Source organism: Saccharopolyspora sp. 6V (assembly GCF_020176785.1).
Lineage (GTDB): Bacteria > Actinomycetota > Actinomycetes > Mycobacteriales > Pseudonocardiaceae > Saccharopolyspora_C > Saccharopolyspora_C gregorii.
Genome location: NZ_JAIUKB010000013.1, coordinates 20,198 through 31,110 on the forward strand (window position 1 = coordinate 20,198; position 10,913 = coordinate 31,110).

A 10,913-nucleotide genomic window follows, 5' to 3' on the forward strand; every position below is an offset into this window, starting at 1 on the left:
CCAGTCACAGCGGCGAGGAGAGCAACTGCGTGGAGGTGGGGACGGCGCCCGGAGTGGTGGCGGTGCGGGATTCGAAGGCACCGCGGCACGGCGTGCTGTCCTTCTCGCCACACCGGTGGCGGGCCTTCCTCCGCTCGCTGCGCTGATCGTCGGCGCGCGTCCGGCGGGAACCCGGTGGTCGCGCCGGTCCGGGCCTGCGCCGACCTGCGTGCCGCATCGGGGTGGCGGCGGTCCGTCCGATCCCGTTCGCGCGGACGGGTCCTTCGCCGGCGGGCGGCCCGCCGCGGCCGGTCGCCGGTGCCGCGAGCGGGGCCGGGGTGTCCGCGACGGGCGAGTTCGCGGGCGTCGGAAGTGCGCCGATGTGGTCGGCGTCATGCGGGGTGGTGCGTAGCCACGCTAGCGCCATCCCTACCCTCGGAACCGTGAACCCGACCGAGCTCGCCGCCTCCGGACCGCTGCTGCTCGCGGCCGCGATCGCGGTGCTCGCCGGGGCGGTCAGCTTCGCGTCGCCGTGCGTGGTGCCGCTGGTGCCCGGCTACCTCGCCTACCTGGCGGGCGTGGTCGGCGCGGAGGCTCCGCCGGTGGATTCCGCGGAGGCGCGGCAGGCGCGCCGCGGCCGCTGGCGGGTGGCCGGTGCCGCGCTGCTGTTCGTCGCCGGGTTCACCGTCGTCTTCGGCGCCGGAACGCTGCTGCTGCTCGGGCTGTCGGACGCGCTGGTCGAGAACGAGCTGCTGCTGCAGCGCATCGGCGGCGTCGTGACGGTCGCGATGGGGCTGGTGTTCCTCGGCATGATCCCCGCGCTGCAGCGGGACGTGCGGCTGCACCGGGTGCCCCGGGCGGGCTTGTGGGGTGCGCCGCTGCTCGGCGCGGTGTTCGGGCTCGGCTGGACGCCGTGCCTGGGCCCGACGCTGACCGGGGTGATGTCGCTGGCCGTCGGGACCGACGTGGGCGCGGGCACCGCGGTGCGCGGGGTGCTGCTCGTCGTGGCCTACTGCCTCGGGCTCGGACTGCCGTTCGTGCTGCTGGCGCTGGGTGCGCGGTGGGCGGTGCGCAGCACCGACTGGTTGCGGCGCCGGGGCCGCGCCATCCAGATCGCGGGTGGCGCGCTGCTGGTCGTGGTGGGCGTGCTGCTCGTCACCGGGCTGTGGGGAGAACTGATCTCAGTGCTGCGCGAACCCGTCGCCGGATTCGAGACGCCGATCTGATGTCCTGGATCCGCACCCTGCCGGCGTTCCTGCGCAACACCTGGCGCGGCCTGACGTCGATGCGCACCGCGCTGGTGCTGCTGTTCCTGCTGGCGATGGCGGCGCTGCCGGGCGCGCTGATCCCGCAGCGCTCGCTGAACCCGGCCGAGGTGGACAAGTACTTCACCGAGTACCCGGACCTGGCGCCGCTGCTGGACAAGGCCGGCGCGTTCGAGGTGTTCAGCTCGGTCTGGTTCGCCTCGATCTACGTGCTGCTGTTCATCTCGCTGATCGGCTGCCTGCTGCCGCGCTGCTACGAGTACTACAAGCAGCTGCGCGGCAGGCCGGTGCGCACCCCGCGGAACCTGTCCCGGATGCCGCACCACGCTTCGGCCACTGTGGACGGTTCACCGGAGGAGGCGCTGGACGCCGCCCGGCGCAGGCTGCGCGGCTGGCGCAAGGAGGAGCGCACCGAGGAGGACGGCACCCGCTCGATCAGCGCCGAACGCGGCTACCTGCGGGAGGCCGGGAACCTGGTGTTCCACTTCGCGCTGGTGGGCCTGCTGGTGACGGTCGCGGGCGGCAAGATCCTCGGCTACGAGGGCCAGGTGATCGTGCCCGCCGACGGCTCCGAGTTCTGCAACTCCGGCACCTACAACTACGACTCGTTCCGCGCGGGCCTCAGCGTGGACGGCACCCAGCTGAGCCCGTTCTGCCTGCGGGTCGACGACTTCGACGCGACCTACCAGCACACCGGGCAGGTCGCGAGCTACCGGGTCGGGATGCAGTACCAGGCGGGCGCGGACCTCGACGCGGACCAGTGGCGGCCGTACGCGCTGCAGGTGAACCACCCGCTGCGGATCGCGGGCGACCGGATCTACCTGACCGGCAACGGGTACGCGCCCCGCTTCACCGTGACCTTCCCGGACGGGCAGCGGCGCACCCAGCTGACCCAGTGGCAGCCGATGGACGTCACGACGATGTTGTCCCAGGGCGCCACCAAGTTCGACCAGCCGGGCGTCACCGACGAGGTGCAGCGGCGGCAGACGCAGCTCGCGGTGACCGGCCTGTTCGCGCCGACCGCGGCCTACGACGGCAAGGTGCTCGGCTCGCAGTTCCCGGACCTGCTCGACCCGGCGGTCGCGGTGGACGTGCTGCGCGGTGATCTCGGGCTCGACTCCGGGCGCGGTCAGTCGATCTTCGGCGTGGACCAGAAGATGGTGGACTCCGGGCGGTTGAAGAAGGTCGCGCGGCAGAACCTGCGCGTCGGCGAGCAGATCCGGCTCGACGACGGCACCACCGTCCACTTCGACGGCGTGGAGCGCTGGGCGAACCTGCAGATCTCGCACGACCCGTTCCAGCCGTACGTGCTCGGCTTCGCCATCGCGGTGATCTTCGGGATCAGCGCCTCGCTGAGCATCAAGCGCCGCCGGATCTGGGTGCGGGTGGCTCCCGCCCCCGGGACCGGCGCGGACGATCCCGCGCGTACCGTTGTCGAGGTCGGCGGGCTGGCCCGGACCGACCAAGCGGGTTACGGCGAGGAGTTCACCCGGCTGGCCAAGGACCTGCTCGGGACGGACGGCGCCGACGCGGAGCCGCCGAGGGCTGCCTCCGCAGGTGGAAGGAAGAGCTGATGACGGTCGACCAGACGTTGTCCAACTACAGCGACATGGCGTTCGCGACCTCGGTCGTCGTCTACATCGCCGCCATGCTGCTGTACTTCGCGGAGTTCGCCTACGGCGGCCGGAAGCAGCAGCCTCGCGCGCGGGAAGCGCAGCTGGTCACCGCGGGCGGCGACGGCGCCGACACCGCGACCGGTGAGCGCATCGGCCGCATCGACACCCCCGCCAAGCGCCCGCTCCCGGAGCGGTTCGGCGGCATGGCCGTGTCGATGACGGTGCTCGGCATCCTGGTGCACGCGGCCTCGCTGGTGTTCCGCGGCGTCGCCACCGGCCGCGCGCCGTGGGGCAACATGTACGAGTTCGGTTCGGCGATCTGCCTGGCCGCGGTGGTCGCGTGGACGATCGTGCTGTTCCGGCAGCTGCGCGCCGAACGCCGCGAGGCCTCGCCGGCGCAGCTGCGCGGACTCGGCGGGTTCCTGCTGCTGCCCGTGGTGGTGCTGCTGTTCCTGTCCGGCACCGTGCTCTACGCGAAGGCCGCGCCGCTGCAGCCCGCGCTGCAGTCCTACTGGATCGTGATCCACGTGAGCGCCGCGATCGTCTCCAGCGGTGCGCTGCTGTTCGCCGGGGTCGCCAGCGTGCTGTTCATGCTGCGGTCGCGGCACGAGAACAACCCGTTGAAGCTGGCCCGGTTCGGGGCGCGGCTGCCCGCCAGCCAGGCGCTGGACCGGATGGCCTACCGCGCCACGGTGATCATCTTCCCGGTGTGGACGTTCGCGATCGTCGCCGGCGCGATCTGGGCCGAGGCCGCGTGGGGCAGGTTCTGGGGCTGGGACCCGAAGGAGACCTGTTCGTTCATCGCGTGGGTCGTCTACGCTGCGTACCTGCATGCGCGTGCGACTGCGGGGTGGCGTGGGGTCAAGGCGGCGTGGATCAACATCGCCGGTCTGGCGGTCATGATCTTCAATCTCTTCTTCATCAACATCGTCGTCTCCGGACTGCACTCGTACGCTGGGCTGTGAGTTCATGATCCGATCCGGAGTGCGACCCCGGGCCACCCGTTCCGCAGCGGAACCGGGTGGCCCTCGCTCATCCCGGTAAAGGTCGAACCGATGTGTGGGAGGTACGGGAACGGTGACCGGACGGTACGAAGAGCCCGAAACGCAACGCGATGCGGGCTCGGCCTCGCCCGGTGCGGACTCGGCGCAGCAGGCCAGCGGCACGACGGATCACGCGACCCCGGACTACGGTGACGGCGCGCAGCCGTACGCGGAACCGGGCACCAGGCCGAACACCCCGGTGCAGGGCGGCGGGGAACGGCCCTACCAGCCGAACGTCCCCAGTGGACAGTCGTTCGGCGGGGCGCAGTACACCGAGGCCACGCCCTCCGGGCCGCAGCAGCAGGCGAGCCAGTCCGGCCCGTACCAGGTGCCGTCCGGGCCGCAGCAGGTTCCCGGCGGCCACTCGGGCCCGTACTCGGTGCAGGGCGGGCCGTCCGGTCCGTACCAGGTGCCGGGCGGGTCCGGGCCCTACCAGGTCTCCGGCGGCCAGTCCGGTCCGTACCCGGTGGGCCAGCAGCCGAACCCGTACGCGCCCGTCGCCGGGCCGTTCCCGCAGCAGCAGGGCTACCCGCAGCAGCCCCCGCAGGGCGGGCAGCCGCAGCAGCCCCAGCAGCAGCCCGGCGCGAAGCAGCAGCAACCCGGCGTGCCGTTCGGCAAGGACCTCGCCTCCTCGCAGCTGCTGCGGCAGACCAAGCGCGCCCCGCAGTCCGGCTGGCGCAAGGCGCTCTACGTGGCCAGCGGCCGCTCCATCAACCTCGGGGAGAGCGCCGCGGACCTGCGCCGCCGCGAGCTGATCGGCCGGATCAACCAGCCGCTGCAGGGCTGCTACAAGATCGCGATGCTGAGCCTGAAGGGCGGCGTCGGCAAGACCACGACCACCGCGACCCTCGGCTCCACGTTCTCCTCGCTGCGCGGGGACCGGGTGATCGCGGTCGACGCCAACCCGGACCGCGGCACGCTCAGCCAGAAGATCCCGCTGGAGACCACCGCCACCGTGCGGCACCTGCTGCGCGACGCGCAGCGCATCCGCAAGTACAGCGATGTGCGCTCCTACACCTCGCAGGGCCCGAGCCGGTTGGAGATCCTCGCCAGCGAGCAGGATCCGGCGGTCTCCGAGGCGTTCAGCGAGGACGACTACCAGCGCACCGTGACGCTGCTGGAGCACTTCTACAACATCGTGCTCACCGACTGCGGGACCGGGCTGATGCACTCGGCGATGAAGGGCGTGCTGGACGTCGCCGACTCGCTGGTGATCGTCTCGTCCAGCTCCATCGACGGGGCGCGCAGCGCTTCGGCCACGTTGGACTGGCTGGACGCGCACGGGTACGGGCAGCTGGTGTCCCGCTCCGTCGCCGTGATCAACTCGGTGCGGCCGGGTTCCGGCAAGGTCGACGTGGACAAGCTCAGCGCGCACTTCGGTTCGCGCTGCCGCGCGGTGTCCCGGATCCCGTTCGACCCGCACCTCGAAGAGGGCGCCGAGGTCGAGCTCGACCAGCTCGCCGCCCCGACCCGGCTGGCGCTGCTGGAGCTGGCGGCGATCGTCGCCGACGACTTCCCGCAGGCCTTCGGCAGGCAGCGCCAGGCCTGACCAGCCCTCTTCCCACTCGTTCGGCGCAGGGGTCGGGTGGCGGAACCTCAGCGCCCTCCTCGCTGCGGGATCGTTTTCACCGGTGGCTCCGCCACCGGAGGAAACGCTGTCCTCGCGAGGAGGGCGCTGAGAACCCGCGGGTGGTCCTTTTGCTTGGGTGGTCGCTGCTCAGCGGCTTCGCCGCTGACAGGGAACGGGCACCACTCGTCGGGTTCTGGGCCTGGTCCGGGCTTTGCGTCGTTGCATGGCGAACGGCCCGCCGTGCCGGTTCTCCGGTGGGCGGGCCGTTCGGCGTTCAGGGGGCGGGTCTCAGCCCTGCTCGTCGTTCTTCCGGTCGCGCTGCTGCTCGGCGAGGCGGCGCAGGAACTCCGGATCGTCGTCCGGGGCCAGCGGCGCCTTGCGCGGTGCCGAGGCCGGGCCGTCGCTCGCGGCGTCCCGCACCGGGCCGAACGCGCGCCACATCAGCACGCTCACGGTGAGCGCACCGATCGCTGCCAGGACGTAGATCATCAGGGCACCTCCACTCCTCCCCACGAGGTTAGCCGGAGAGCGGCGGGAGGTGGGGTGCGCCGATCGGGGAACATCGCGAAGTGTCGGGAAGCTCCGGCGATCGGGTGCCGGGCGGAGGTGCCGGGGCGGTCCGGCGACGGGCCGTGCCCGGCCCACCTCGGGCGTGCGAGCGCACGCGGAGGCGGGCCGAGCGCGAGCCGATCGTCGGGACGACTCAGGCGGAGCGGACGTCGTTGGTGAGTTCCGCCAACAGCGTCCGCACTTCCGATTCGCGGAACCGGCGGTGCCCGCCGGGAGTGCGGATCGAACCGATCCGGCCTGCCGTCGCCCATCTGGTCACCGTCTTCGGGTCGACCCGGAACAACGAGGCGACCTCACCGGGGGTGAGCAGCTGTTCCTGACCGTTCTGGCGAGACTGGGGAGTCGTCGCGGTCACAGGGGACCTCCACAATGCGGACGGTTTTCGGGCATTCCGGTCGCATCCTGGCACTCGGATGGTCAGGTACTCGAACATTCGACTCCAGGTAAAGGGAAGGTAAGGGACGAAAGCGGCGCTTCGGGCGAGACGGGGCGGAATCGCCGCGACCCCCGTGTTCTACCCTGGTTGACGTGCAGGAACAGCAGACGGAAGTGGTCGCGGAGTCGTCCCCGCCGACCAACCTGGCGCGGGACATCGCGCTGTACACCGTGGTCAGGCTGGCCATGCTGCTCGTGGTCACCGCCGTGATCGCGCTCTGCGGCGTCCCGCTGCTGGTGGCCGCCGCCGTGTCCGTCGTGGTGGTGATGCCGCTGTCCATGCTGGTCTTCGGCGGGTTGCGCCGCCGCGTCGCCACCGGCATGGTGCACCGCGCCCGGCGCCGCGAGCAGCTGCGCGCCCAGCTCCGCGGGGATCGCGAGCACGCCGATGACGAGCACTGACGCCCGGGCCGCCGGGGCGGTGCGGGACCGCTCCTGCGCGCGCACCAGGGCCTGGACCAGCGAAGCCGTCCGGATCATCGAGGCCGACGCGAACCGCAGCGCGGACACCCACCTGCTGCGCTTCCCGCTCCCGGCGGAATGGGGGATCGACCTCTACCTCAAGGACGAGTCAACCCATCCGACCGGTTCGCTCAAGCACCGGCTGGCCCGATCCCTGTTCCTGCACGCCATCTGCAACGGGTGGGTGACGGAGAACACGCCGGTGATCGAGGCGTCGTCCGGTTCCACCGCCGTTTCCGAAGCGCACTTCGCGCAGCTGCTGGGGCTCCCGTTCATCGCCGTGATGCCCCGCTCCACCAGCCCGGAGAAGGTCGCGCTGATCGAACGCCACGGCGGCACCTGCCACTACGTGGACCAGCCGGGCGCGATCTACGACGAGTCCCGCAGGCTCGCCGCCGAGCTCGGCGGGCACTTCATGGACCAGTTCACCCACGCCGAACGCGCCACCGACTGGCGGGGCAACAACAACATCGCCGAGTCGATCTACGAGCAGCTGGCGCTGGAACGGCACCCCATCCCGGAGTGGATCGTCACCGGGGCGGGCACCGGCGGCACCAGCGCCACCCTCGGCCGCTACATCCGCTACCGCAGGCACGACACCCGGCTCGCCGTCGTCGACCCGGAGCACTCGGTGTTCTACGACGCCTGGTGCCACGGGGATCGGGACCGCACCGGGGACCGCGGCTCGCTCATCGAAGGCATCGGGCGGCCGCGGGTCGAACCGTCCTTCGTCGGCGAGGCCATCGACCGCATGATCAAGGTCCCGGACGCGGCGTCCATCGCCACCATCCGGTGGGCCGAAGGCGTGCTCGGGCGCCGCGTCGGCGGGTCCACCGGCACCAACCTGTGGGGCGTGTTCGGGCTCGTCGCCGAGATGGTGCGGGCCGGGCGGACCGGGAGCATCGTCACGCTGCTCTGCGACGGCGGGGAGCGCTACGCCCACACCTACTACGACGACGAGTGGGTCGCGGGCCACGGCTTCGACCTCGCGGGCCCGCTCGACGCGCTCGACGAGTTCCACCGGACCGGGGCCTGGCCCGCCTGAGCGGCCGTGCGCGGTCCGCTCGGCGCGGGCACGTAGTCTGCGATCAAGCCACGAGGTTCCGAGGAGGGGGCATGCGCAGGTCGATGAGCACAGCCGTCGCGCTGGTGCCCGCGGCGCTCGTGGTGGTGCTCGCCGCGTGCACCACCGGCGGTTCGCTGCCGATGCCGAGCAGCGCCCCGGAGACCAGCGGCAGCGACGAGTCCGAACCGGAATCCGTCACCCCGTCGATCACCCGCGAGGTGCCGCCGCAGCGCCGGATCGGGCTCGCCGACGCCTCCGCCGAGCAGCTGTGCGGGCTGGTCACCGTGGACGAGCTCGGGCAGCTCGCCTACCCGGTCCGCCATGGGGTGCCGCGCGAGATCGGCTTGGAACCGCCGGTGCGCGGCTGCCAGTTCGCCGCCGAGAACGGGGTGCGGTCGATCCTCGTCGGCACCCAGCCCGAGGGCTACGCCGAGCTCGGCCAGGACGAGGTGCGGCTCGGCGAGCGGCCCGGGACCGAGACGCTGCGCGCCAACGACTGCACCGTGTTCGCCGCAGCGTCCGGGGCGACGCTGCAGGTCACCGCCCGCGCCGCCGAAGCCGACGGCGACGAGTGCGAGACCGCGCAGGGCGTGGCCCAGTACGTCCTCGCCGGAGTCCGCTGACCGGTTCTCGTCCTTCAACTTGCCCGGCGGGTCTTGTCGTTCTCCTGTCAGCGCGAAGCGCTGAGCCGACGACCACCCGAGACACCGGCACGCCCGCTGAGGTTCCGCCACCCCAGTGCTGAGCAACGGGAGTCCGACAGGACCTCAGCCGAAGGCCAGCGCCAGCGCGGTGGTGGCGCCCCAGACGAGCATCGCCAGTCCGGTGTCCCGCAGCGCGGGGATCAGCTTGCGGCCGGTGCCGCCGCGCGTCACCGCGAGCACCGAACCGATCAGCAGCGGCAGCGCCAGGAACCCGAGCAGCGCCCAGGTGTTGCGCAGCCCGATCAGCACGGTGATCAGGAACGGGATCAGCACCAGCGACACGTACAGCGTCCGGGTGTCCCGGTCGCCCAGCAGCACCGCCAGCGTCCGCTTGCCGGTGACCCGGTCGGTCGGGATGTCGCGCAGGTTGTTCGCCACCAGCACCGCGCTGGAGAACGCGCCGATGCCGACCGCCCCGCCGATGCCGAAGCCGCTGATCGTGCCCGCCTGCGCGTACATGGTGCCGAGCACCGCGACCAGGCCGAAGAACACGAACACGGCGATCTCGCCCAGCCCCGCGTACCCGTACGGCCGCTTGCCGCCGGTGTAGAACCAGGCGCCGGCGATGCACAGCGCGCCGACGGCCAGCATCCACCACTGGCCGCTGAGCACCACGACGCCGATCCCGGCGAGCGCGGCCAGCCCGAAGCAGCCGAACGCCGCGTTGCGCACCGCCGCCGGGTTCGCCGCACCCGACCCGACCAGCCGGAACGGGCCGACCCGGTCGTCGTCGGTGCCGCGGATGCCGTCGGAGTAGTCGTTCGCGAAGTTCACCCCGGTGATCAGCAGCAGCGACACCGCGAGCGCCAGTGCCGCGATCGGCACGCTCCACAGGTCGACCCCGGTCGCCGCCCCGGTGCCGACCAGGACCGGTGCGATCGCGTTGGGCCACGTGCGCAGGCGCGCGCCCTCAATCCACTGCTTCACCGTCGCCATGTGAATCATCTTCGCGCATCACTCGTCGTCACCGGCCGAGAGTCGCGCGCAACGCCCGCCGGTCCGGTTTGCCGGGGCCGCGCAGCGGCAGCTCGGCGAGGAATTCGACCCGCTTGGGGGCGCCGGCCGCGCCCGCCCGGTCCCGCACCGCCGCGCGCAGCTCGGCGACCGGTGGTGGTGCGGCCGGGTCGGCGGGGACGACGGCGGCGACCACGGCCTGGCCCCACTCGGGGTCGTCGACGCCGAGCACGCAGACCTCCCGGACCCCGGGGTGCTCGGCGAGGATCCGCTCGACCAGCACCGGGGCCACGTTCACCCCGCCGGTGATGATCACGTCGTCGGCGCGGCCGAGCACCTCCAGCCGCCCGTCCGCCAACCGGCCCAGGTCGCCGGTGCGGAACCAGCCGTCCCGGAACGGGCTCGCGCCCGAGCCACGCCGGTAGCCGCGGGCCAGCGTGGGCCCGGACAGCGCGACCGGACCGGAGCCGTCCGCGGCGGCCTCGACGTGCACCCGCACGCCGTCCAGCGGCGTCCCGTCGTACACGCAGCCGCCCGCGGTCTCGCTCATCCCGTAGGTGGTGACCACGCGCACCCCGGCCGCGGCGGCCCGCTCGCGCAGCGCGGGCGGGGTCGCGGCGCCGCCGAGCAGCACCGCGTCGAACGCGCGCAGCGCCGCCAGCCCGGCACCGCCGTCGTCCAGCAGCCGGCGCAGCTGGGTGGGCACCAGCGCGGTGTAGTGCCTGCCGGGGTCCGCGAGGCAGCGCTCGGCCGCCGCCGCGAACCGGTCCGGGCGGAACCCGCCCGCGGTGTCCACCGCCACCGGGTCGGTACCGGCGACCAGCGAGCGGACCAGCACCTGGATCCCGGCGACGTGGTGCGCGGGCATCGCCAGCAACCACCGCCCCGGCCCGCCCAGGTGCCGGTGCGTGGCCGTCGCGGAGGCGCGCAGCGCGGCCGCGGGCAGCAGCACGCCCTTCGGGGTGCCGGTGGAACCGGAGGTGGCGATGACCAGCGCGGTCGGGTCGGCGGGGTCGTCCTCGCCGGGTTCCAGCGGGGTGCCCGCCCCGAGCGCCCGGAGCACGTCGTCGTCCGGGCCCGCCGCGTCCACCGGGAGCAGCGCGGGGCCGTCGCCGTCGAGGGCGCGGCGCAGCGCGGGCAGCACCGTCGGCGCCCGCTCGCCGGGCGGAACGGGCAGCGGCCGGAGTTCGCGGGCGGTCGGCATGCCCGCCATCTTGCGCCCACCGCCGCCCGGGCCGGGGCGGAACGG

General features: G+C 72.9%; 12 protein-coding genes. 8 read left to right on the forward strand and 4 right to left on the reverse strand.

What is annotated here, in order from left to right:
* The first annotated feature begins 29 nt into the window (after window positions 1–29).
* From LCD35_RS02460 to LCD35_RS02480, 5 genes are all read left to right on the forward strand, one after another.
* Window positions 30–146: a DUF397 domain-containing protein gene (locus LCD35_RS02460; protein ID WP_373689990.1), complete on the forward strand. Its 117-nt coding sequence runs from the start codon at window positions 30–32 to the stop codon at window positions 144–146.
* A 276-nt stretch (window positions 147–422) separates the two neighbouring features.
* A complete protein-coding gene (locus tag LCD35_RS02465) occupies window positions 423–1,205 on the forward strand; it encodes a cytochrome c biogenesis CcdA family protein (protein WP_224956977.1) in 783 nt (260 codons plus the stop codon).
* Window positions 1,205–2,818 (forward strand): cytochrome c biogenesis protein ResB, encoded by a 1,614-nt coding sequence (locus LCD35_RS02470; protein ID WP_224956975.1) that lies wholly within the window; start codon window positions 1,205–1,207, stop codon window positions 2,816–2,818. The genes LCD35_RS02465 and LCD35_RS02470 overlap by 1 nt, the downstream gene beginning before the upstream one ends.
* On the forward strand, window positions 2,818–3,825 hold the full coding sequence (ccsB, locus tag LCD35_RS02475) for a c-type cytochrome biogenesis protein CcsB (RefSeq protein ID WP_224956973.1): 1,008 nt from the start codon (window positions 2,818–2,820) through the stop codon (window positions 3,823–3,825). Before LCD35_RS02470 ends, ccsB begins: the two co-directional genes overlap by 1 nt.
* Before the next feature lie 112 nt (window positions 3,826–3,937).
* Window positions 3,938–5,452, forward strand: a complete 1,515-nt coding sequence (locus tag LCD35_RS02480; protein ID WP_224956971.1) for a MinD/ParA family protein — start codon at window positions 3,938–3,940, stop codon at window positions 5,450–5,452.
* A gap of 309 nt (window positions 5,453–5,761) precedes the next feature.
* Here LCD35_RS02480 and LCD35_RS02485 read toward each other — a convergent pair whose 3' ends face one another.
* Together LCD35_RS02485 and LCD35_RS02490 are read right to left on the reverse strand one after the other, a co-directional pair.
* Window positions 5,762–5,962, reverse strand: coding sequence for a hypothetical protein (locus LCD35_RS02485; protein WP_224956970.1), 201 nt, complete (start codon window positions 5,960–5,962; stop codon window positions 5,762–5,764).
* A 214-nt stretch (window positions 5,963–6,176) separates the two neighbouring features.
* Window positions 6,177–6,398, reverse strand: a complete 222-nt coding sequence (locus LCD35_RS02490; RefSeq protein ID WP_184476042.1) for a BldC family transcriptional regulator — start codon at window positions 6,396–6,398, stop codon at window positions 6,177–6,179.
* Window positions 6,399–6,571: 173 nt separating this feature from the next.
* Here LCD35_RS02490 and LCD35_RS02495 point away from each other — a divergent pair, with 173 nt between their 5' ends.
* From LCD35_RS02495 to LCD35_RS02505, 3 genes are all read left to right on the forward strand, one after another.
* Window positions 6,572–6,880, forward strand: a complete 309-nt coding sequence (locus LCD35_RS02495) for a DUF4229 domain-containing protein (protein ID WP_224956969.1) — start codon at window positions 6,572–6,574, stop codon at window positions 6,878–6,880.
* On the forward strand, window positions 6,867–7,985 hold the full coding sequence (locus LCD35_RS02500) for a PLP-dependent cysteine synthase family protein (protein ID WP_224956968.1): 1,119 nt from the start codon (window positions 6,867–6,869) through the stop codon (window positions 7,983–7,985). Before LCD35_RS02495 ends, LCD35_RS02500 begins: the two co-directional genes overlap by 14 nt.
* Before the next feature lie 71 nt (window positions 7,986–8,056).
* Window positions 8,057–8,629, forward strand: coding sequence for a DUF3558 family protein (locus LCD35_RS02505; protein ID WP_224956967.1), 573 nt, complete (start codon window positions 8,057–8,059; stop codon window positions 8,627–8,629).
* 144 nt (window positions 8,630–8,773) lie between these two features.
* Here the strand turns inward: LCD35_RS02505 and LCD35_RS02510 are convergent, their stop codons facing one another.
* Complete coding sequence (locus tag LCD35_RS02510; protein WP_224967074.1) at window positions 8,774–9,646, reverse strand: 1,4-dihydroxy-2-naphthoate polyprenyltransferase; 873 nt, start codon at window positions 9,644–9,646, stop codon at window positions 8,774–8,776.
* 28 nt (window positions 9,647–9,674) lie between these two features.
* Entirely contained in the window at window positions 9,675–10,868 is a 1,194-nt protein-coding gene (gene menE, locus LCD35_RS02515) for an o-succinylbenzoate--CoA ligase (RefSeq protein WP_224956965.1), read from the reverse strand.
* Window positions 10,869–10,913 lie beyond the last annotated feature (45 nt).

Bases quoted from the DNA above. Each gene is read 5' to 3' on its own strand.
- LCD35_RS02485 (WP_224956970.1), bottom strand. From the start codon at position 5,962: ATGATCTACGTCCTGGCAGCGATCGGTGCGCTCACCGTGAGCGTGCTG.
- LCD35_RS02470 (WP_224956975.1), top strand. From the start codon at position 1,205: ATGTCCTGGATCCGCACCCTGCCGGCGTTCCTGCGCAACACCTGGCGC.
- LCD35_RS02510 (WP_224967074.1), bottom strand. From the start codon at position 9,646: ATGGCGACGGTGAAGCAGTGGATTGAGGGCGCGCGCCTGCGCACGTGG.
- ccsB (WP_224956973.1), top strand. From the start codon at position 2,818: ATGACGGTCGACCAGACGTTGTCCAACTACAGCGACATGGCGTTCGCG.
- LCD35_RS02500 (WP_224956968.1), top strand. From the start codon at position 6,867: ATGACGAGCACTGACGCCCGGGCCGCCGGGGCGGTGCGGGACCGCTCC.
- menE (WP_224956965.1), bottom strand. From the start codon at position 10,868: ATGCCGACCGCCCGCGAACTCCGGCCGCTGCCCGTTCCGCCCGGCGAG.
- LCD35_RS02505 (WP_224956967.1), top strand. From the start codon at position 8,057: ATGCGCAGGTCGATGAGCACAGCCGTCGCGCTGGTGCCCGCGGCGCTC.